Annotated in this window: 20 protein-coding genes; 13 read left to right on the top strand and 7 right to left on the bottom strand. The window is 72.1% G+C overall.

Annotated features, from left to right (window positions below; all coding sequences use genetic code 11):
* The first annotated feature begins 58 nt into the window (after positions 1–58).
* The 4 genes from alr to STRNI_RS24100 all read left to right on the top strand — a co-directional run bounded on the left by alr (position 59) and on the right by STRNI_RS24100 (position 3,651).
* Positions 59–1,246 carry an alanine racemase gene (gene alr / locus STRNI_RS24085; RefSeq protein WP_018090867.1) on the top strand — a complete coding sequence of 396 codons (1,188 nt, stop codon included), beginning with the start codon at positions 59–61 and terminating at the stop codon, positions 1,244–1,246.
* On the top strand, positions 1,243–2,577 hold the full coding sequence (locus tag STRNI_RS24090; protein WP_018090866.1) for an alpha/beta fold hydrolase: 1,335 nt from the start codon (positions 1,243–1,245) through the stop codon (positions 2,575–2,577). Before alr ends, STRNI_RS24090 begins: the two co-directional genes overlap by 4 nt.
* An 82-nt stretch (positions 2,578–2,659) precedes the next feature.
* Complete coding sequence (tsaE, locus tag STRNI_RS24095; protein ID WP_109890576.1) at positions 2,660–3,196, top strand: tRNA (adenosine(37)-N6)-threonylcarbamoyltransferase complex ATPase subunit type 1 TsaE; 537 nt, start codon at positions 2,660–2,662, stop codon at positions 3,194–3,196.
* Positions 3,197–3,393: 197 nt separating this feature from the next.
* The gene (locus STRNI_RS24100; RefSeq protein ID WP_277411971.1) at positions 3,394–3,651 is read left to right on the top strand and encodes a hypothetical protein; all 258 of its coding nucleotides are present in this window, start codon (positions 3,394–3,396) and stop codon (positions 3,649–3,651) included.
* A gap of 40 nt (positions 3,652–3,691) precedes the next feature.
* Here the strand turns inward: STRNI_RS24100 and STRNI_RS24105 are convergent, their stop codons facing one another.
* Positions 3,692–4,261 carry a L,D-transpeptidase gene (locus tag STRNI_RS24105; protein ID WP_018090863.1) on the bottom strand — a complete coding sequence of 190 codons (570 nt, stop codon included), beginning with the start codon at positions 4,259–4,261 and terminating at the stop codon, positions 3,692–3,694.
* Positions 4,262–4,400: 139 nt separating this feature from the next.
* On the opposite strand from STRNI_RS24105, the gene tsaB reads away from it, so the two are divergent.
* The 4 genes from tsaB to STRNI_RS24125 all read left to right on the top strand — a co-directional run bounded on the left by tsaB (position 4,401) and on the right by STRNI_RS24125 (position 7,274).
* A complete protein-coding gene (tsaB, locus tag STRNI_RS24110; protein ID WP_018090862.1) occupies positions 4,401–5,060 on the top strand; it encodes a tRNA (adenosine(37)-N6)-threonylcarbamoyltransferase complex dimerization subunit type 1 TsaB in 660 nt (219 codons plus the stop codon).
* Positions 5,057–5,641 (top strand): ribosomal protein S18-alanine N-acetyltransferase, encoded by a 585-nt coding sequence (gene rimI / locus STRNI_RS24115; RefSeq protein WP_371874866.1) that lies wholly within the window; start codon positions 5,057–5,059, stop codon positions 5,639–5,641. The genes tsaB and rimI overlap by 4 nt, the downstream gene beginning before the upstream one ends.
* 5 nt (positions 5,642–5,646) lie before the next feature.
* Positions 5,647–6,786: a tRNA (adenosine(37)-N6)-threonylcarbamoyltransferase complex transferase subunit TsaD gene (gene tsaD / locus STRNI_RS24120; RefSeq protein WP_159487760.1), complete on the top strand. Its 1,140-nt coding sequence runs from the start codon at positions 5,647–5,649 to the stop codon at positions 6,784–6,786.
* A gap of 122 nt (positions 6,787–6,908) precedes the next feature.
* Positions 6,909–7,274, top strand: a complete 366-nt coding sequence (locus STRNI_RS24125; protein WP_277411972.1) for a hypothetical protein — start codon at positions 6,909–6,911, stop codon at positions 7,272–7,274.
* On the opposite strand, the gene STRNI_RS24130 is transcribed toward STRNI_RS24125, so the two are convergent.
* Together STRNI_RS24130 and STRNI_RS24135 are read right to left on the bottom strand one after the other, a co-directional pair.
* A complete protein-coding gene (locus tag STRNI_RS24130; RefSeq protein ID WP_159487763.1) occupies positions 7,258–8,511 on the bottom strand; it encodes a THUMP-like domain-containing protein in 1,254 nt (417 codons plus the stop codon). The genes STRNI_RS24125 and STRNI_RS24130 overlap by 17 nt on opposite strands.
* Positions 8,512–9,060: 549 nt before the next feature.
* A complete protein-coding gene (locus tag STRNI_RS24135; RefSeq protein WP_277411973.1) occupies positions 9,061–10,413 on the bottom strand; it encodes an FtsW/RodA/SpoVE family cell cycle protein in 1,353 nt (450 codons plus the stop codon).
* Positions 10,414–10,969: 556 nt separating this feature from the next.
* On the opposite strand from STRNI_RS24135, the gene groES reads away from it, so the two are divergent.
* Together groES and groL are read left to right on the top strand one after the other, a co-directional pair.
* Entirely contained in the window at positions 10,970–11,278 is a 309-nt protein-coding gene (gene groES, locus STRNI_RS24140) for a co-chaperone GroES (protein ID WP_018090856.1), read from the top strand.
* A 135-nt stretch (positions 11,279–11,413) separates the two neighbouring features.
* Positions 11,414–13,036, top strand: coding sequence for a chaperonin GroEL (groL, locus tag STRNI_RS24145; protein WP_018090855.1), 1,623 nt, complete (start codon positions 11,414–11,416; stop codon positions 13,034–13,036).
* Positions 13,037–13,202: 166 nt separating this feature from the next.
* Here groL and STRNI_RS24150 read toward each other — a convergent pair whose 3' ends face one another.
* From STRNI_RS24150 to STRNI_RS24160, 3 genes are all read right to left on the bottom strand, one after another.
* Positions 13,203–14,261, bottom strand: coding sequence for a hydroxyacid dehydrogenase (locus STRNI_RS24150; protein ID WP_277411974.1), 1,059 nt, complete (start codon positions 14,259–14,261; stop codon positions 13,203–13,205).
* Positions 14,262–14,504: 243 nt separating this feature from the next.
* Positions 14,505–15,278, bottom strand: a complete 774-nt coding sequence (locus tag STRNI_RS24155) for an SDR family NAD(P)-dependent oxidoreductase (RefSeq protein WP_093639824.1) — start codon at positions 15,276–15,278, stop codon at positions 14,505–14,507.
* A gap of 133 nt (positions 15,279–15,411) precedes the next feature.
* Entirely contained in the window at positions 15,412–16,077 is a 666-nt protein-coding gene (locus STRNI_RS24160) for an MOSC domain-containing protein (RefSeq protein WP_018090852.1), read from the bottom strand.
* Between the two features lie 152 nt (positions 16,078–16,229).
* Between STRNI_RS24160 and STRNI_RS24165 the strand changes: the two genes are divergently transcribed.
* On the top strand, positions 16,230–17,141 hold the full coding sequence (locus tag STRNI_RS24165; protein WP_018090851.1) for a LysR family transcriptional regulator: 912 nt from the start codon (positions 16,230–16,232) through the stop codon (positions 17,139–17,141).
* A 191-nt stretch (positions 17,142–17,332) separates the two neighbouring features.
* On the opposite strand, the gene STRNI_RS24170 is transcribed toward STRNI_RS24165, so the two are convergent.
* Positions 17,333–17,665, bottom strand: coding sequence for a WhiB family transcriptional regulator (locus STRNI_RS24170; RefSeq protein WP_018090850.1), 333 nt, complete (start codon positions 17,663–17,665; stop codon positions 17,333–17,335).
* 379 nt (positions 17,666–18,044) lie between these two features.
* Here STRNI_RS24170 and STRNI_RS24175 point away from each other — a divergent pair, with 379 nt between their 5' ends.
* Positions 18,045–18,656 carry a response regulator transcription factor gene (locus STRNI_RS24175; RefSeq protein WP_003948568.1) on the top strand — a complete coding sequence of 204 codons (612 nt, stop codon included), beginning with the start codon at positions 18,045–18,047 and terminating at the stop codon, positions 18,654–18,656.
* A 283-nt stretch (positions 18,657–18,939) separates the two neighbouring features.
* Positions 18,940–19,515 (top strand): sigma-70 family RNA polymerase sigma factor, encoded by a 576-nt coding sequence (locus STRNI_RS24180; protein WP_018090849.1) that lies wholly within the window; start codon positions 18,940–18,942, stop codon positions 19,513–19,515.
* Positions 19,516–19,638: the final 123 nt, after the last annotated feature.

The following is a 19,638-nucleotide window of genomic DNA, read 5'->3' on the forward strand; positions in this document are numbered from 1 at the left end:
CGCGGTTTCCCCGCCCGTCCCCCGGGGCCCCGCGGCGTCGCCTGCGACACTGAGGGGGATGAACGAGACAGCAAAGCGCGCCCGCGCCGCCATCGACCTCGCCGCCGTGCGGTCGAACGTGCGTGCACTGCGGGACCGCGCACCCCGGGCAGAGCTGATGGCCGTGGTCAAGTCCGACGGCTACGGACACGGGGCGGTGCGCTGTGCGCGCGCCGCCCGTGAGGCCGGTGCGGGCTGGCTGGGCACGGCGCTGCCCGAGGAGGCGTTCGCGCTGCGTGCGGCGGGCGACACCGGGCGGCTGCTGTGCTGGCTGTGGACGCCGGGCGGCCCCTGGCGCCGGGCCGTCGAGCAGGACATCGACGTCGCGGTGAGCGGGATGTGGGCGCTGCGCGAGGTGACCGGCGCGGCGCGGGAGTGCGGCCGGACCGCCCGGGTCCAGCTCAAGATCGACACCGGGCTCGGCCGCAACGGCTGCGCGCCCGCCGACTGGGCGGAACTGACCGCCGCGGCCCGTGCCGCCGAGGCCGAGGGCACGGTGGCCGTCACCGGCGTCTGGTCGCACTTCGCCTGCGCCGACGAGCCCGGGCACCCCTCGATCGCCGCCCAGCTGGCCGTCTTCCAGGAGGCGTTGAAGACCGCCGGGGCGGCCGGGCTGCGCCCCGAGGTGCGGCACATCGCCAACACCCCGGCGCTGCTGACCCTCCCCGAGGCGCACTTCGACCTGGTCCGCACCGGCATCGGCATCTACGGCATCTCGCCCAGCCCCGAGGTCGGCACCTCCCAGGACTTCGGGCTGCGGCCCGCGATGACGCTGGAGGCCTCGCTCGCGTCGGTCAAGCGTGTCCCGGGCGGCCACGGCGTGTCGTACGGGCACCACTACACGACCCCCGGCGAGACCAGCCTGGCGCTGGTCCCCCTCGGCTATGCGGACGGCATCCCGCGGCACGCCTCCGGCACCGGCCCGGTGCTGGTCGCCGGCAAGTGGCGGACGGTCGCCGGGCGGATCGCGATGGACCAGTTCGTGGTCGACCTGGGCGGCGACAGCGCCGAGCCGGGCGATCCGGCGGTGCTGTTCGGCCCGGGGGACCGCGGTGAGCCGACCGCGGAGGACTGGGCCCGGGTGGCCGGAACCATCGGCTACGAGATCGTCACACGGATCGGAAGCCGGGTCCCGCGCGTCTATGTGGACAGCGGCATACGGAACGAAGCCGGAGGAGACAGCGCGCTCACGGGGGGTACGGCATGACCGAGGGACAGGAGGCCGCCGCGCAGGCGGTCGAGACGGCCGTCGAGGCGGCCGGCAACTGGGCACGGGCGGGCCGGCACGCCGGCGTGGCCGGTGCCGCGATCGGTGTGGTCGCGGCGGGCGCCGCGGCCGGGGTGGCGATAGAGCGGATGACGGTCGGCCGCGGGATGCGCCGCCGCGCCCGGCTCGCGCTGGACGCCGCCGGCCCGTACGGCACGCTGCGCGGCACACCGGGCGCGGCGATCGCCGAGGACGGCACCGAGCTGTACTACGAGGTCGACGAGCCGGGCGTGGAGTCGGCCAGGCCGGAGAAGGACGACCACCAGGGCAAGGCCAGGAACGGCAAGGGCGCCAAGGCCGACCGGTCCGCCAAGCCCGTCCGCGGGAAGGAGGCGCGGGCCGCGCAGGAGGCCCAGAGCGGTCTGCGCAAGCGGCTGACGGCGGCGCTGGGGCGGCGCTCCGCGGCTCCCACGGTCGTCTTCAGCCACGGCTACTGCCTCAGCCAGGACTCCTGGCACTTCCAGCGCTCCGCACTGCGCGGCACGGTGCGCACCGTCCACTGGGACCAGCGCAGCCACGGCCGCTCCTCGCGCGGCCACGGCCAGATCGACGGCACGGAACCGGTCACCATCGACCTGCTGGGCCGGGACCTGAAGGCGGTACTGGACGCCGCGGTCCCCGAGGGGCCGATCGTGCTGGTCGGGCACTCCATGGGCGGCATGACGGTGATGGCGCTGGCCGACCAGTTCCCCGAGTACGTCGCGGAGCGGGTGGTCGGGGTGGCCCTGATCGGCACGTCCGCGGGCCGGCTCAGCGAGGTCGCCTTCGGGCTGCCGTCCATGGGCGTCAAGGCCTTCCACTGGCTCGCGCCGGGCGTGCTGAAGGCGCTGGGCTGGCAGAGCGAGATCGTCGAGCGCGGACGGCGGGCCACCGCCGATCTGTTCGCGGGGCTGATCAAGCGGTACTCGTTCGGGACGCCGGAGAAGGTGGACCCGGGCATCGCGCGCTTCGGCGAGCGGCTGATCGAGGCGACCCCGATCGATGTGGTCGCCGAGTTCTTCCCGGCGTTCGCGGTGCATGACAAGACCGAGGCGCTGGTCGCGTACGACGCGGTGCCCGCGCTGGTGCTCGCCGGGGAGAGCGATCTGATCACCCCGGCCGACCACAGCCGGGCGATCGTCGAGGTGCTGCCCGACGCGGAGCTGGTGTGCGTCCCCGGCGCCGGGCATCTGGTGATGCTGGAGCGGCCCGAGCTGGTCAATGAGCACCTGGTGTCCCTGGTGGAACGGGCCGGCGCGGCGGCCCGCAGCTCCCGGCACGCCCGCGCCTGAGCCCCGGCCCGGTCTGCCGGGGCTTGGCCCGGCAGACCGAGGGGTGGCGGCGGGGCTACGGGCGGGACGTACCATTTGCGGCATGAGCACCACCGGCGCGATGGCGCACATTACCGTCAAGTCCCCCGAACAGATGCAGGAGTTGGGCCGCCGTCTGGCCCCGCTGCTGCGCCCCGGTGACCTGGTACTGCTCACCGGTGAGCTGGGAGCCGGCAAGACGACGCTGACCCGCGGCCTGGGCGAGGGCCTGGGCGTGCGCGGCGCCGTGACCTCTCCCACCTTCGTCATCGCCCGGGTGCACCCCTCGCTGGCCGGCGGCCCCCCGCTGGTGCACGTCGACGCGTACCGGCTCGGCGGCGGGCTGGACGAGATGGAGGACCTGGACCTCGATGTCTCGCTGCCGGAGTCGGTGGTGGTCGTGGAGTGGGGCGACGGCAAGGTCGAGGAGCTGTCCGAGGACCGGCTGCATGTGGTCATCGGGCGCGCCGTGGGGGCGGACGCGCCGGGCGGCCCGGAGGCGGCCCTGGAGGCCGGGGCGGACGATGTGCGCGAGGTGACGGTCACCGGTCTCGGTGCGCGCTGGGCCGACGCCGGTCTGCCCGCGCTGGAGACCTGCTGACGACGGGGCGGGCGGCCGCGGCGGCCGTTTCGCCCGGTCATGGATCCGGCCGGACGTCCGTAGTTTCCGACAAGCCGTCGGTAAGATGTTGCGTACCGGGTGCCGGGCGTGGTGACATGGGTGGAGACCCCAGTTAGGTGAGCCTAAGTAGCCAGCCTAGCTTCTGTCGCTTGCCCCAGGAGCCCCGGGAGGCGTCCATGTCGGCCCACCAGCCCGCCCCCACGCCCGACGGGCGTGAGAGCACCCCCTTCGCGGCGGCCGGGCGCGATGCGCGCGAGACGCCGACCATGAATGAGCTGCTGGCGGCGGGCGCCGCGGCCAGCGCGGTCTCCACGCCCCCCGACGCCGCCGAAGAAGCCCGTCAGGGCAGGCCCGCGGGGCCGGCGGACGAGCCGGAGGCGGAGGAGGAGTCCGAGCCCGGGACGGCGTCCACCGGGGGCCGCGACGCGGCGTAGCCCGTAGGGGCGAAAGGCGGACGGTCCGGGAGCCGCGTGGTCAGGAGACCACGACGACCTTGGTGCCCTGCAGCGCGAAGTCCCACATCGCCTTGCCGTCGTCCCGCGACTCACGGATACCGCCGGTCTTCTTCGACGGGTCCGGTGTGGGCCGGGAGCCGTCGACGGCCGCGCTGAAGCCGATCGTGACGTTGCCGACGGTGGCGAACCGCACCACATGCTCGATCGCTATCCCGTCCGAGCCCGTGACGCTGACCGACCGCGAGCCGACCGCGTAGGTCCCGGGCGGCGGGCTGACCGTGCTCGGCGCGACCGTGAACGTACGCCGCACCTTCTCCTGCGCGCCGACCAGCCAGACCCGCTTGGCGTCGAGCGAGTAGACGATCCGCTGGCCCTTGCCGGACGCCGGGGGGACCGGGGCCGGAGCGGGGGCCTTCTCCTTCTTGCCGGACCGGTCCGGCTGCTTCTTGGGGGTGCTGTGGTGGCTGTCCTTACGGGCCTCGGTGAGGGTGTCCGGGGCGGACGCCGCGGCCTGGTAGCCGAGCACTCCGACCGCGACCACGGCCGCCGTGGTCAGCGCGGTGACGATCGTGCTGCTCTTAGCGGGCACCGCTGTGCCACCTTTCCTCCCTCTCCCTGCCACCGGCGGGGAGTCCCGGGCCAGGGCGCCGGGCTGCTTGCTGCTGGGCTACGGGGGCGACGGTAGCACCGGGAACCGGAACCACCCGCCGAGCCGTAGTCTTAAGGACGTGCTGCTGCTAGCTCTTGACACCGCCACCCCCGCCGTCACCGTCGCGCTCCATGACGGCACCCGCGTCCTCGCCGAGTCCCGCCAGGTGGATGCGCGCCGGCACGGCGAGCTGCTGCTGCCCGCCGTCGACCGGGTGCTGGCCGAGGCCGGCCACAAGCTCGACGAGGTCAGCGACATCGTGGTCGGCGTGGGCCCGGGACCGTACACGGGGCTGCGCGTCGGCCTGGTGACCGCCGCCACCTTCGGCGCCGCGCTCGGCGTACCCGTCCACGGTCTGTGCACCCTGGACGGCCTCGCCCACGCCTCCGGGCTGACCGAGCCCTTCATCGTGGCCACCGACGCCCGCCGCAAAGAGGTCTACTGGGCGCGCTACGGCGATGCCCGCACGAGGCTGACCGAACCCGCCGTCGACCGCCCCGCGGACCTCGCCGACCAGGTGGCCGGCGTCCCGGCCGTGGGCGCGGGCGCGCTGCTCTACGACACGGTCTTCACCGGCGTACGGCGCGAGGCGCCCGAGCACCAGTCCGCCGCCGCGCTGGCCGAGCTGGCCGCCGGGAAGCTCGCGGCGGGCGAGGAGCTGCTGCCGCCGCAGCCGCTGTATCTGCGGCGTCCGGACGCCCAGGTGCCCGCCAACTACAAGGTGGTCACTCCCCGGTGAGTTCCCGCCCGTCGCCCGACCAGCAGACCTCGGCGCCTCCCCCAGACGCTGTCCGGGGGGACCCCCGGCGCGGCGATGTCGCCCGGCCCGAGGCCGTGCTGCGCGAGATGCGCTGGTGGGACATAGCGCCGGTGCTGGAGCTGGAGCGGGAGCTGTTCCCCGAGGACGCCTGGTCGCCGGGCATGTTCTGGTCCGAGCTGGCGCATGCGCGCGGGCCGTACGCCACCCGCCGCTACCTGGTCGCCGAGCAGGCCGGCCGGCTGGTGGGCTACGGCGGGCTGGCCGCCGTCGACGGCACCGGCGACATCCAGACCATCGCCACCGCCCGCGACCAGTGGGGCACCGGCCTCGGCGCCCGGCTGCTGACCGAACTCCTCGGCGCCGCAACGGACTTCGAATGCCATGAGGTGCTGCTGGAGGTCCGGGTCGACAACCTCCGCGCCCAGCGCCTCTACGAGCGCTTCGGCTTCGAGCCGATCGGCTTCCGCCGCGGCTACTACCAGCCCGGCAATGTCGACGCCCTCGTGATGCGCCGCACCACCCAGACCTCCTCCGAAGCACCCTCCGTACAAGGAACTTGAGAACCATGGCTGACTCACGCGGCGGACCGCTCGTCCTCGGCATCGAGACCTCCTGCGACGAGACCGGTGTCGGCATCGTCCGCGGCCACACCCTCCTCGCCGACGCGGTCGCCTCCAGCGTCGACGAGCACGCCCGCTTCGGCGGCGTGGTGCCGGAGGTGGCCTCGCGCGCCCACCTGGAGGCGATGGTCCCCACCATCCAGCGCGCCCTGAAGGAGGCCGGGGTCGCGGCCTCCGACCTGGACGGGATCGCGGTCACCGCGGGACCGGGCCTGGCCGGTGCGCTGCTGGTCGGCGTCTCGGCCGCCAAGGCGTACGCCTACGCCCTCGGCAAGCCGCTCTACGGCGTCAACCACCTCGCCTCGCACATCTGCGTCGACCAGCTGGAACACGGCGCGCTGCCGGAGCCGACCATGGCCCTGCTGGTGAGCGGCGGCCATTCGTCGCTCCTCCTGGCCCCGGACATCACCTCCGACGTACGGCCGCTGGGCTCGACCATCGACGACGCGGCCGGTGAGGCGTTCGACAAGATCGCGCGGGTGCTGAACCTCGGCTTCCCGGGCGGCCCGGTCATCGACCGCTACGCCCGCGAGGGCAACCCCGACGCGATCCGCTTCCCGCGCGGTCTGACCGGCCCGCGTGACCCGGTCTACGACTTCTCCTTCTCCGGTCTGAAGACGGCGGTGGCCCGCTGGATCGAGGCCAAGCGGGCGGCCGGTGAGGAGGTGCCGGTGGCGGACGTCTCGGCGTCCTTCCAGGAGGCCGTGGTGGATGTGCTGACCCGTAAGGCCGTCCGGGCCTGCAAGGACAACGGTGTGGACCACCTGATGATCGGCGGCGGGGTCGCGGCCAACTCCCGGCTGCGGGCGATGGCCGAGCGCCGCTGCGAGGACGCCGGCATCACCCTGCGGGTGCCGCGGCCCAAGCTGTGCACCGACAACGGTGCGATGGTCGCCGCCCTGGGCGCGGAAATGGTGGCCCGCAACCGGCCGGCCTCCGCCTGGGACCTCTCCGCGGACTCGTCGCTCCCGGTCACCGAGCCCCATGTGCCCGGCGAGTTCCCCGAGGACGCACCCGCGGGCCACACCCACCACCACGACCATGACCACGTCCACGAGATGAGCAAGCACAACCTCTACTCGTGAGGCCCGGCGAGGGCTCGTTTTGTACTTCTGCGAGTCCTCGCCGCCACCCCCGGCCCGACGCCCGGCCCGAGGTCTTACCCTGACGTGCAGTACCGAGCGCGTACGTGGGGAGGCGGCAGGCCGTGGACTGGTTCTGGTGGGTCTTCATCTTCTTCATGGCGGGCGGCTTCGCGAAGGTCGCCGACACCGCCCGCACGGCGCTGCGCACCCGGCACGAACGCAAGATGGAACGCCTGGAGACCGCCCGCCAGGAACGGCAGGAGCTGGCCGCCGCCCAGAAGCCGCCGGAGCCGGTGTGCGGCTGCACCCACCACCTCGCCAAGCATGACAAAAAGGGTAAGTGTCATGAGCGGGTCGAGGTAGCGGTCGCCTGGGACGCCGACCACAAACCCGTGCAGTACGAAGCGGGCCAGTGCACCTGCCAGCAGTACATCGGCCCGCAGCCGCTCTCCCAGATCTACGCCGAGGACCTCACCGACCTGGCGTGAGCGGGTCCGTGGCCGGATGCCCCAGCAGCATGCTGGGGGCGCCGTCGACCCGGGTGAGGAAGATCGTGCAGGACTTGCGTCCGCCGCCGAGCTTCAGCTTCTTGCGCAGTTCCTCGGGCTCGACCGCGGAGCCCCGCTTCTTGATCACCGCGATACCGACCTCGCGCTCCCGCAGCAGCGCCTTGAGCCTCTTGACGTGGAACGGCAGCACATCGGTGATCGCGTAGGCGGTCGCGTACGGCGTCGCGGTCAGCCGGTCCGCGGTGATGTAGGCGATCGTCGGATCGATCAGCCGCCCGCCGACCTGCCGGGCGACATCCGCGACAAGATGGGCCCGGATCACCGCCCCGTCCGGCTCGTACAGCCAGTCACCGACCGGGCCGACCGGCGCGTGCGGCGCGTCGTCGTCGCCGGCGGACGGGTCCGGCAGCCCGGTGCCGAGCAGGGAGTCCCCGGCGGGAAGCAGGGTGGCGCGGCGGCCACCGGGCACCGGCCGGGGCGCGCCGCCCTCACCCGTACCGAACCACACCACGGCCTCCTTGACGTCGCCCCCGTCCGAGATCCACTCCGTCTCGGCATCCTCGGGCAGCGCCTCGTGCGGCACCCCCGGCGCGATCTTCAACGCCGCGACCGGTGCCTTGCGGGCCGCCTCGACGGCCCAGGACAACGGAGGCGCGTACGCCTCGGGGTCGAAAATCCGGCCGCCCCGAGCCTTGCTGCGCCGCGCCGGATCCACGAACACCGCGTCATACCCGGCGGTGTCCACCTCCGTCACATCCGCGCAGCGCACCTCGATCAGCTCCGCGAGCCCCAGCGCCTCGGCGTTGGCCCGGGCCGCCGCACACGCCAACGGGTCACGGTCGACGGCCAGTACCCGGATCCCGGCCCGCGCCAGGGCGAGCGCGTCACCGCCGATACCGCAGCACAGGTCGGCCAGCGTACGGACGCCCAGCGCGGCGAGGCGGGTGGCGCGGTGGGTGGCGACCGTGGCGCGGGTCGACTGCTCGACGCCGTTCGGCGTGAAGTACATCCGCCAGGCGTCCGCCCCGAACTTCGCCACCGCCCGCTGCCGGAGCCGCGCCTGCCCGAGCGCCGCGGAAACGAGCTCCGCGGGGTGCTCCCGCCGCAGCCGGGTGGCTGCCGCCAGCTCATCCGCCGGGTCGTGGTCCCGCAATTCGGCCAGCAGGGCCTGGCCCTCCGGGGTGAGGAGGCGGTGGAAGGTGTCGAGGTCGTTCACGACCTCATTGTCTCCCCACGTTTTCGGCTTTCCCGCCGTGGGGGCTTGGCCCCGTTGCGGGTCCGCTGCGCGGGGCGTGGGCGCGGGTGACACTTGCGGGTGCCCCGCCGTTGCGCCTGCGGCGGGCTGGGTGGGTGTCGGGTGCAGTGACGGACCTCCGGGGCCTGGTGTGTGGACTGCTTCGCTTTACGTCCACACACCAGGCCCCTCCGGCCCGTCCCCTCCCGTGGGAGGAGCGAGTGACGGTGGGTGGGGGCGGGCGTCCGTAGGACGCGTCACTCCTGCCTCGCGAGGAGCACATGACCACCGACGACCACCCCCACCGGCCTTTCCCCCATCCACCAACGGGAGGGGACGGGCCGGAGGGGGAGGGGTGTGGGACGTAAAGCGAAGCAGTCCCACACCCCTCCCCCGGAGGTCCGTCACCGCACCCCGACAGCCCCGCGCAGCGGACCCGGCCCGCCGCAGGCGCCACGGCGGGGGCACCGCGCAGCGGGCCACAAACGGCGAGCAACCCCACGGCGGGAAAGCCGAAAACGTGGGAAGAAATCAAGCCGGCTCACGCCGGCGCTGCGCATGGTCGCTGATCCGCAACAGCAGTGCCACCATCACCCAGTTCGCGACCAGCGACGAGCCCCCCTTGGCGAGGAACGGGAGGGCCTTGCCGGTCAGGGGGATCAGGCCGGTGACGCCGCCGGAGACGACGAAGACCTGGAGCAGCAGCGCCCCGGACAGCCCGACGGCGAGCAGCTTGCCGAAGGGGTCACGGGCGCTCAGCCCGACCCGCAGGCCGCGCTGTGCCAGCAGCACGTACAGCATGATCACGGCCATCACGCCGGCCAGTCCCAGCTCTTCGCCGACGGTGGTGAGGATGAAGTCGCTGTTGCCGGCGAAGCCGATCAGCTCGGGGTGGCCCTGGCCCAGGCCGCTGCCGCTGATGCCGCCGCTGCCGAAGCTGAGCAGCGCCTGGCCGAGCTGGTCGGACATGTGCTCCGCCTGGCCGGCCTTGGTGAAGGCCCGCATGGGGTCCAGCCAGGCGGTGACCCGGCCGTGGACATGCGGTTCGAGGGAGCCGACCACGGCCGCGCCGACAGTGGCCATCAGCAGACCGCACACCACCCAACTGGTGCGGTCGGTGGCCATGTAGAGCATGATCACGAAGACGCCGAAGAAGATCAGCGAGGTGCCGAGGTCCCGTTCGAAGATCAGCACCAGCAGGCTGATCGCCCAGATCGTGAAGATCGGGGCGAGCTGCCGCCCCGGGGGCAGCTGGATGCCCAGGGCGCGGCGGCCGGCCAGTGCCAGCGCATCGCGGTTGACGGTGAGATAGCCCGCGAAGAACACCGAGATCATGATCTTCACGAACTCACCGGGCTGCAGCGACAGGGGCCCCAGCAGGATCCAGCGCTTGGCGCCGTACATATCGGCGCCGAAGAAGGCCGGTGCCATCAGCAGCACCAGCGCGATCACCATCGTCAGATAGATGTAGCGCTGCAGGATGCGGTGGTCGCGCAGTATCAGGAGGATGGCGATGCAGACCGCCACACCGATCGCCGTCCACACCAGCTGGCCGTTGGCCGCCGCGGCGGTCTTCAGCCGGGGCGTCTGCGCGTAGGTGATGTCCAGGCGGTGCAGCAGCACCAGCCCGATCCCGGTCAGCAGGGTCGCCACCGGCAGGATCAGCGGATCGGCCCGGGGCGCGAAGCGGCGCAGGACCAGATGCGGGAGCAGCGCCATGAGCAGCATGCTGACGGTGAAGACGGCCAGCCCGTCGGGCAGTCGGCCGCTCATCGACAGACCGGTGTAGGTGTAGCCGAAGACCGCGATCACGACGACGAGGGCGAGCAGCCGTGCCTCGGTTCTCCGCCGGTCCGGTGCCTGGGCCAGGGCGGCAAACGTCATGGTGCGTTCGACGTCGCTCTCCGGGACCCTGGCCCTCCGGGGAACTCGGGTCGCTGCACACACGGGATTCCTCCGCCATCGGTCGTCGAGGCCGCCGGCCGGCCGGGAACGGGCCCGGTTCGTCGGCCCGGCAGTCGGGGAGGTAGACGAGGCAGCCGGTGGCGTGGTTGCGAGTTCAGGGGAAGGTGTGTCCGATTTGGCGGGAACCTGCCCGCTGGATGCCTCGTCACCCGCCCCGCCCCCGTAGTGGATGACCATGATCGCCGAATGCGGGCGGCCGCGGAACCCCGGCTCCGTACGGCCGCGGAACCCCGGCTCCGTGCGGCCGCCGCCCCGGTTCCGTACGGCCGGTCAACCGCGGCGGGGGAAGAGCCCCCCGCCGCGCTGGCACTCCGCTTGACCGAGTGCTAACCGCGTCATAGTCTCAGCGTTGGCACTCTCCAGTGGGGAGTGCCAACACAGCGACGGGCAGGTCCGGCACCCGCGACGACGGATCCACCTGGTCGCCACCTCAGACAGTTAACCCCGTGAGATCTCCGAAGGGGGAGGTCGGATCGTGACGACCACCAGCTCCAAGGTTGCCATCAAGCCGCTTGAGGACCGCATTGTGGTCCAGCCGCTCGACGCCGAGCAGACCACGGCCTCGGGCCTGGTCATTCCGGACACCGCCAAGGAGAAGCCCCAGGAGGGCGTCGTCCTGGCCGTGGGCCCGGGCCGGGTCGAGGACGGCAAGCGCGTCGAGCTCGACGTGAAGGTCGGCGACGTCGTGCTCTACAGCAAGTACGGCGGCACCGAGGTGAAGTACAACAACGAGGACTACCTCGTTCTCTCGGCTCGCGACGTTCTCGCGATCGTCGAGAAGTAAGTCACCCAGTTTTGCCGTGATCTGCGCCCCTGGTTCCCGCGTCTAAACAACCCGGGGCAGGGGCGCAGTTCGTTTGAGCGACAGCGGTCCCCACGCCGTGGCCGAGGATCGCAATGAGAGGACTTGAAGCAACCGATGGCGAAGATCCTGAAGTTCGACGAGGACGCCCGTCGCGCCCTTGAGCGCGGCGTCAACAAGCTTGCCGACACCGTCAAGGTGACGATCGGCCCCAAGGGCCGCAACGTCGTCATCGACAAGAAGTTCGGCGCGCCGACGATCACCAACGACGGTGTCACCATCGCGCGTGAGGTCGAGGTCGACGACCCGTACGAGAACCTTGGCGCCCAGCTCGTCAAGGAGGTGGCGACCAAGACCAACGACATCGCGGGTGACGGCACCACCACCGCCACCGTGCTGGCCCAGGCGCTGGTCCGCGAGGGCCTGCGCAACGTCGCCGCCGGCGCCTCCCCCGCCGCCCTGAAGAAGGGCATCGACGCCGCCGTCAAGGCCGTGTCCGACGAGCTCCTCGCGACCGCCCGTCCGATCGACGACAAGTCCGACATCGCCGCCGTGGCCGGCCTGTCCGCGCAGGACAAGCAGGTCGGCGAGCTCATCGCCGAGGCGATGGACAAGGTCGGCAAGGACGGTGTCATCACCGTCGAGGAGTCCAACACCTTCGGTCTGGAGCTGGACTTCACCGAGGGCATGGCCTTCGACAAGGGCTACCTCTCGCCGTACATGGTCACCGACCAGGAGCGTATGGAGGCCGTCCTCGAGGACCCGTACATCCTGATCCACCAGGGCAAGATCGCCTCGATCCAGGACCTGCTGCCGCTGCTGGAGAAGGTCATCCAGGCCGGTGCCTCCAAGCCGCTGCTGATCATCGCCGAGGACGTCGAGGGCGAGGCCCTGTCGACCCTGGTCGTGAACAAGATCCGTGGCACCTTCAACGCCGTGGCCGTCAAGGCCCCCGGCTTCGGTGACCGCCGCAAGGCGATGCTCGGCGACATGGCCACCCTCACCGGTGCCACCGTCATCGCCGAGGAGGTCGGCCTCAAGCTCGACCAGGCCGGTCTGGACGTGCTCGGCACCGCCCGCCGCGTGACCGTCACCAAGGACGACACCACCATCGTCGACGGTGGCGGCAAGGCCGAGGACGTCACCGGCCGGGTGGCCCAGATCAAGGCCGAGATCGAGTCCACCGACTCGGACTGGGACCGCGAGAAGCTCCAGGAGCGCCTCGCCAAGCTCGCCGGTGGCGTCTGCGTCATCCGCGTGGGTGCGGCCACCGAGGTCGAGCTCAAGGAGAAGAAGCACCGTCTGGAGGACGCCATCTCCGCGACCCGCGCCGCGGTCGAGGAGGGCATCGTCTCCGGTGGTGGCTCCGCGCTGGTCCACGCCGGCAAGGTGCTGGAGGGCTCCCTCGGCAAGGAGGGTGACGAGGCCACCGGTGTCGCCGTCGTCCGCCGCGCCGTCGTCGAGCCGCTGCGCTGGATCGCGGAGAACGCCGGCCTCGAGGGCTACGTCATCACCGCGAAGGTCGCCGAGCAGGACAAGGGCAACGGCTTCAACGCCGCCACCGGCGAGTACGGCGACCTGGTCAAGGCCGGCGTCATCGACCCGGTCAAGGTCACCCGCTCCGCCCTGGAGAACGCCGCGTCGATCGCTTCGCTGCTCCTGACGACCGAGACCCTGGTCGTCGAGAAGCCCGCGGAGGAGGAGCCGGAGGCCGGTCACGGTCACGGCCACTCGCACTGACGTGAGCCGCCGCGCTCGCTGATGTGAGCCGTCGCCCCGGCTGACGCGCTTCATCGGCCTGCTTCACCTGAGACCCGGTTCCCGCTGCGGCGGGGGCCGGGTCTTCGGGTTTTCCGGCGGGGTGGGGAGTACGGCACCCACCCGCGCGGGGTGCGGGCTCCCCGGCTCACGCCGAGTGGTGCAGATCCTCCGGCCGTACGGGGGTGAGGAACGGGCGGCCCCGGCCGTAGCGTTCGAGTTCGTCGAGGGCGTGGTCGGCCAGGCGGTGGAGTTCGGTGCCCAGTGACCCCGCCACGTGCGGGGTCAGCAGTACGTTCGGCAGGTCGTACAACGGCGAGCCGGGGGGCGGGAGTTCGGGCTCGGTGACGTCGAGGACGGCGTGCAGCCGGCCGGTCGTCAGCTCGGGGAGCAGGGCCGCCTCGTCGACCAGCGAGCCGCGGGCGGTGTTGATCAGGGTCGCGCCGTCGGGCATCAGGCCCAGTTCGCGGGTGCCGAGCAGATGGCGGGTGGCGGGCAGCTGCGGGGCGTGCACGGTGACGATGTCGCTCTCGGCGCAGAGGGCGTCGAGGGGGACCGGGCCCACACCGAGCCGGGCGGCCTCGGCGGCGTCCACGTACGGGTCGTACAGCAGCACGCGCAGGTCGAACGGGCGCAGCAGCTCGATGACGCGACGGCCGATGCGGGAGGCGCCGATGACGCCGACGGTGCGGCGGTAGTTGCCGGCCCCGTCGAGTTCGCGCGGCCAGTCGTGGGGTGCCCGCAGGCCGCGGTAGCGGTGAGCGGAGTGCAGGACGCGCTTGTTGGCGAAGAGGACCGCGGCGAGGGTGTATTCGGCGACCGGGAGGGCGTTGGCGGCGGCGGCCGAGGTGACGGCGATACCGCGGTCCCAGCAGGCGTCCGTGAGGTGGTGCTTGACCGATCCGGCGGCGTGGACGACGGCCCGCAGCCGGGGGGCCGCGGCCAGGACCCGGTCGGTGAGGGGCGGTGCGCCCCAGCAGGTGAGCAGCACCTCGGCGTCGGCGAGGGCGGCGGCGACCCCGGGGGCGGGGTCGGCCAGATCGTGGGCGACGAGGCGGGGGTCGGTACGGGCGAGGGCCGCGAGGCGGGTGTGGTGGCGGCCGTCCAGGACCCGCTCGACGACGCCCGGGCCCATCGACAGCAGCAAGCGGGGCCGGACCGGCGGCACTTCCCCGGGCCCGGGGGGACTGTCAGAGGTGGGGGGCATCGTGCTGAACGGTCCTCCTTCGCGGGGGCGCGCCGGCGCTCGTCGCTTCCTGTCCCTTTCCGTCCCTTCCCGTCGCTCCCCGTCATGAGGCGTCGTTGCGTGTCGTGGCGCGCTCTGTGCCGGTCCGCCGGGGCGGGACTGTGGGTGCACCGCCCTTCCCCGCACCCCACAGCCCCGGCCCGCACGCCACGGCCATGGCACCACCACGGCACCGCACCCGGCAAGAGGCGAAGTGACCCGGCGTCAGCGGGGCCCGTACTTCCGGCCGGTACGGGACGTCAGACCGCTCAGCACGCCACGGGGCGCCAGCTTCACGGCGCCCATCAGCGCCTTGTACCGCGGATCGGGAATGGAGAGCGACTTCCCCCGCGTCAGGTCCTTCATCGCGGCGTCGACCAGCTTGTCCGCGTCCAGCCACATCCACCCGGGGATGTTGTCCGTCCCCATCCCGGCGCGCTGGTGGAACTCGGTCCGTACGAACCCCGGGCACAGCGCCATCAACCGCACGCCGCTCCCCGCCAGATCGCGCGCCGCGCCCTGGGTGAACTGCACGACCCACGCCTTGCTCGCGCCGTAGGTGCCGCGCGGCACGAACGCCGCCACCGACGCCACATTGACCACCGCGCCCCGGCGCCGGTCCCGCATCCCGCGCACCCCGGCCGTGGTCAGCCGCAGCACCGCCTCACAGTGCACCTTGAGCATCGTCAGCTCGTCGGCCATGGGGACTTCGAGGTACTCGCCCTTGTTGCCGAAGCCGGCGTTGTTCACCAGCATGTCCACCGGGTGCTTGGTGTCCGAGAGCCGGGCCTCGACGGCGGCGATGCCCTCCTCGGTGGCCAGGTCGGCGCTCAGCACCTCCGCCTCGATGCCGTGCCGGTCGTGCAACTCGGTGGCCTGCTCGTGCAGTCGCTTCTCGTCGCGCGCCACCAGCACCACGCTGTGGCCGTCACTCGCGAGCCGCCGGGCGAACGCCGCCCCGATGCCCGCCGTCGCTCCCGTGATCAATGCAGTCGTCATACGGGCACGCTATCCGCCCGGGGCACGACGCCCGAGCCCCAACCCCCGGCGGCGCGGCCGCCCCACGGACCACCGGCGGCACACCCTGCCCCCACCGCCCCGGGAGCCCGCCCCGCCCGTCCGGAAAGGCGGCTCAACCCCCCGCCCGCTCGGCATGCTTCAACGCCTTCCGCCGCGCCTCCTCCGGAAGCGCCGCGCCCGCCTCCAGCAGCCGCGGCAGCAGCTCCCGCCGGGTGGTCAGGGCCCGGAACATCAGCCCGATCGTCACCTCGTGATCCGGGCGGTGCACCACCTCGACGGCGTCCCCGGCGCGGATCTCGCCCGGCTCGATCACCCGCAGATACGCACCGGGAACCCCGGCCTGGGTGAACCGCCTGATCCAGCCGCGCTCGCCGATCCACCCGTGGAACGTCCGGCAGGGGATCCGCGGTGAGCTCACCTCCAGCAGCAGCTGCGGGCCGACCCGCCAGCGCTCGCCGATACGGGCGCCGGTGACCTCCACACCCGACGTGGTGAGGTTCTCGCCGAAGGTCCCGTTGGCAAGCTCGCGGCCCAGCTCCCGCTGCCAGTCGTCCAGATCCTCCCGTGCATAGGCGTAGACGGCCTGGTCGTCGCCGCCGTGATGGCGCAGGTCGACCACCGCGTCGCCGGTCAGTCCGCTGCCTCCGACGCCCTTGGGCCCCGGGGCGGTGACCGTCACCGGGCCGTCCACGGGCCGTTTGTCGATGCCGGTACCGCCCTCGGCATCGGTGTGCCGGGACGGGGCGGGCCGGCCGAGATTCACGCTCAGCAGCTTCATGTGGTGCTCCGTTGCTCGATCGGGCGCGGTCCGGGCCCGCTACGTCGGCGTCTACCCAGCTCATGCGTCCCATTGATCCACGCCGGCCATGCGTCCCAAAAGCAACGTCTCCATTTTTCACGATCGACCCAAGAACCGCTTATGCTCGAAACATGATCGAGGCCCGTCACCTCCGTGTGCTGCGCGCCGTGGCCAGGACCGGCTCGTTCTCCGCCGCCGCGCGCGAACTGGGCTGCACCCAGCCGGCCGTCAGCCAGCAGATGAAGGCGCTGGAACAGTCCGCCGGCACCCCGTTGCTGGTCCGCGCGGGCCGCGAGATGCGGCTGACCCAGGCGGGCGAGGCGCTCGTACGGCACGCCGTCGGCATCCTGGCCGGGCTCACCGCCGCCGAGGAGGAGATCGCCGCCATCGCGGGCCTGCGCGCGGGACGGGTGCGGCTGGTCTCCTTCCCTTCCGGCAGCTCGACGCTGGTGCCGACCGCCCTGGCGACGATGCGCGCCGCGCATCCGGGCACCCGGGTCTCGCTGGTCGAGGCCGAGCCGCCGCGCTCGATCGAGATGCTGCGCAACGGTGACTGCGAGATCGCGCTGGCCTTCCGCTATCCGGAGGTGCGCGGTGCGGACCCGGAGGCCGGGGCGGAGTGGGACGACCTGGTGGTGCGCCCGATCCTCGCGGACCGGCTGGTCGGGCTGGTGCCGGACGGTCACCGGCTGGCGAAGGCGGGTGCCGCGCGCTTCGCCGAGTTGGCCGACGAACCGTGGATCGCGGGCTGTCCCCGCTGCCGCCGGCATCTCGTGGAGGTCTGTGAGAGCGCGGGCTTCACCCCGCGTATCGACTTCGCGACGGACGACTATCCGGCGGTCATCGGCCTGGTCGGCGCCGGCCTGGGGGTCGCCGCGCTGCCCGAGCTCACGCTGGCGTCGGTGCGCCCCAAGGGAGCCACGGCCGTACGTCTGGAGCCTGCCGTGCACCGCGAGATCGTCGCGCTCACGCTGCCGGACCTGGCGCGGGTCCCCGCCGTCGAGGCGACGCTCAACCAGCTGGTGGACGCGGCCAGGCGCTGAGCCGCACCGAAGCGGCCGGGAACTACGGCCGCACCGAGGCGGCCGGGGACAGCGGCCGCACCGAGGCGGCCGGGGACAACGGCCGCACCGAACCCCTCGCTCACGGCGGCAACGACCCGCCGGAGCCCTGCAGGCGGGCAGCCGTGCCGCCATGCAGGAACGTTTCTTCAGGAGCGATCCGCCCCCGAAGGTCAGGCGCCGGAGATCCCCGCGTGACCGGTCATGGAGGAGGCGGGGACCAGCCGGTGCCGGGCCCGGCCCATGAGTTCCTCGCGCTCGTCCTCCGTCAGGCCGCCCCACACCCCGTAGGGCTCACGGACAGCCAGCGCATGCGCCGCGCACTCGGCCCGTACAGGGCAGCGCATGCAGACCTCCTTCGCCGATGTCTCACGCGCGCTGCGGGCCGCTCCGCGCTCGCCTTCGGGATGGAAGAACAGCGAGCTGTCCACGCCGCGGCAGGCGGCCAGCAGCTGCCAGTCCCAGAGGTCTGCGTTCGGGCCCGGGAGGCGGGAGAAATCTGCCATTGCTTGTCCCCTCGAAGCGATGCTGATTCGGGCTCGGTGCTCACGACGGTACATCTACTGTCGAAGTAGATGTAAATATGACTCATTGCGAATCTAGTCATAGTCACCACGAAAATGGAAGAAAGAGAGCCAAATAGGGCATAGGGTGCACGCGCGGATGCCGGTCGCCCGATGAGTCGTCTGCGTATCCGGCTCCTCACGGAGCGTGCTGAACTCGGTCGCCGAAGCCGTAACTCTTTCGAGTGACCGTCGTTGAGAGTGCGGAGGCGGTTGGCAGAGGTAGGCCACGGGCAAATGTCCGAGGCCGTCAATCGCTCAGGTGACGATACGTACCAGCCTGGAGGCTCAAGGTGACGCGCATCAGCTGCGGAGGGCGGTCATGACATCCGTCCTCGTCTGCGACGACTCCCCGCTTGCCCGAGAGGCGCTCCGTCGGGCGGTTGCGACCGTGCCCGGCGTCGAGCGTGTGACGACCGCGGCCAACGGCGAGGAAGTCCTCCGCCGCTGGGGTGCCGATCGTTCGGATCTGATTTTGATGGACGTACGGATGCCCGGTCTCGGCGGTGTCGAGACCGTGCGCCGGCTGCTGTCGGCAGACCCGGGCGCCCGGATCATCATGCTCACGGTGGCCGAGGACCTGGACGGTGTCGCGCTCGCGGTCGCCGCCGGTGCCCGCGGCTATCTGCACAAGGACGCCTCGCGCGCCGAGCTGCGGGCGACGGTGACCCAGGCGCTCGCCGATCCGACGTGGCGGCTCGCCCCGCGCCGGCTGCGGTCCGCCGAGATGGGTGCCGCGCCGACGCTGACCGCGCGCGAGATCCAGGTGCTGGAGGGCATGAGCCACGGCCGTTCGAACGCCGAGATCGGCCGTGAGCTTTTTCTCTCCGAGGACACGGTCAAGACCCATGCCCGGCGCCTTTTCAAGAAACTCGGCGCCTCGGACCGGGCGCATGCGGTGGCCCTGGGCTTCCGCTGGGGACTGGTCCGCTAAGGCGTTGTGACGTGCAGCGATGCGGGGGAGTGAAGATCCCCGCCCGCCCTGTGGCGGGCGGGGCGGCATGGCGCCCCGCAGCCGTCGGCGTACGACGGCGGTCCGATTCGCCGCGCGGTGCCGCATCCTTGGAGGTATGGAGTTCCTCGGGGACGGGCCGGTCGGGCACGAGGGGAGGGCGCAGGACATGACAACAGCTGGCGCACCTACCGCTCATAACGCTTCGGTGCACAAGTGCGGACCTGATGCCGCGGATCGCGCGGCGCCAAGGCACCATGGTCCGATGCGCGATGACGGGAAGCAGGAAATCGGCGATCTCGTCGCACGCGCCGTCGAGGGGGACCAGCGGGCCACCCATGATCTTCTGGCCCATGTGCACCCCCTCGCCCTGCGCTACTGCCGTACCCGGCTGTCGCGGCTGCCGGGTGATGCCCGGCACTTCGTCGAGGATCTGGCGCAGGAAGTGTGTGTCGCGGTGCTCTGTGCGCTGCCGCGCTACCGCGACACCGGCAAGCCCTTCGAGGCGTTCGTCTTCGCCATCGCGGGGCACAAGGTCGCCGATCTGCAGCGGGCCGCGATGCGGCATCCGGGCAGCACGGCCGTGCCGTCCGACGAGATGCCCGAGCAGCCGGACGACTCCCTCGGCCCCGAGGAGCGGGCGCTGCTGAGCAGCGACGCCGAGTGGGCCAAGAAGCTGCTGGCGAACCTTCCGGAAAATCAGCGGGAACTCGTTCTGCTGCGGGTCGCCGTCGGGCTGACGGCCGAGGAGACCGGGCAGATGCTGGGGATGTCGCCCGGTGCGGTGCGGGTCGCCCAGCACCGTGCGCTGAGCAGGCTGCGGGCGCTGGCCGAGCAGTAGCGATTGCCGGTGGGGAACGGCCGGATGTCGCCGTAGAAATACACAAGTGACGAGGCCCTCATCGCTCGTGGAATGGGACACCTCATTAGGCCGTTAGCATGGGAGTCCGCGCTGAGGCAAGAG

The organism is Streptomyces nigrescens, from assembly GCF_027626975.1.
In the GTDB taxonomy this organism is placed as follows: Bacteria; Actinomycetota; Actinomycetes; order Streptomycetales; family Streptomycetaceae; genus Streptomyces; species Streptomyces nigrescens.

What these genes read in the sequence shown, in the direction of transcription:
- alr (WP_018090867.1), top strand. Translation starts at nt 59, where the DNA reads ATGAACGAGACAGCAAAGCGCGCCCGCGCCGCCATCGACCTCGCCGCC.
- STRNI_RS24090 (WP_018090866.1), top strand. Translation starts at nt 1,243, where the DNA reads ATGACCGAGGGACAGGAGGCCGCCGCGCAGGCGGTCGAGACGGCCGTC.
- tsaE (WP_109890576.1), top strand. Translation starts at nt 2,660, where the DNA reads ATGAGCACCACCGGCGCGATGGCGCACATTACCGTCAAGTCCCCCGAA.
- STRNI_RS24100 (WP_277411971.1), top strand. Translation starts at nt 3,394, where the DNA reads ATGTCGGCCCACCAGCCCGCCCCCACGCCCGACGGGCGTGAGAGCACC.
- tsaD (WP_159487760.1), top strand. Translation starts at nt 5,647, where the DNA reads ATGGCTGACTCACGCGGCGGACCGCTCGTCCTCGGCATCGAGACCTCC.
- STRNI_RS24135 (WP_277411973.1), bottom strand. Translation starts at nt 10,413, where the DNA reads ATGACGTTTGCCGCCCTGGCCCAGGCACCGGACCGGCGGAGAACCGAG.
- groL (WP_018090855.1), top strand. Translation starts at nt 11,414, where the DNA reads ATGGCGAAGATCCTGAAGTTCGACGAGGACGCCCGTCGCGCCCTTGAG.
- STRNI_RS24150 (WP_277411974.1), bottom strand. Translation starts at nt 14,261, where the DNA reads ATGCCCCCCACCTCTGACAGTCCCCCCGGGCCCGGGGAAGTGCCGCCG.
- STRNI_RS24155 (WP_093639824.1), bottom strand. Translation starts at nt 15,278, where the DNA reads ATGACGACTGCATTGATCACGGGAGCGACGGCGGGCATCGGGGCGGCG.
- STRNI_RS24160 (WP_018090852.1), bottom strand. Translation starts at nt 16,077, where the DNA reads ATGAAGCTGCTGAGCGTGAATCTCGGCCGGCCCGCCCCGTCCCGGCAC.
- STRNI_RS24165 (WP_018090851.1), top strand. Translation starts at nt 16,230, where the DNA reads ATGATCGAGGCCCGTCACCTCCGTGTGCTGCGCGCCGTGGCCAGGACC.
- STRNI_RS24170 (WP_018090850.1), bottom strand. Translation starts at nt 17,665, where the DNA reads ATGGCAGATTTCTCCCGCCTCCCGGGCCCGAACGCAGACCTCTGGGAC.
- STRNI_RS24175 (WP_003948568.1), top strand. Translation starts at nt 18,045, where the DNA reads ATGACATCCGTCCTCGTCTGCGACGACTCCCCGCTTGCCCGAGAGGCG.
- STRNI_RS24180 (WP_018090849.1), top strand. Translation starts at nt 18,940, where the DNA reads ATGCGCGATGACGGGAAGCAGGAAATCGGCGATCTCGTCGCACGCGCC.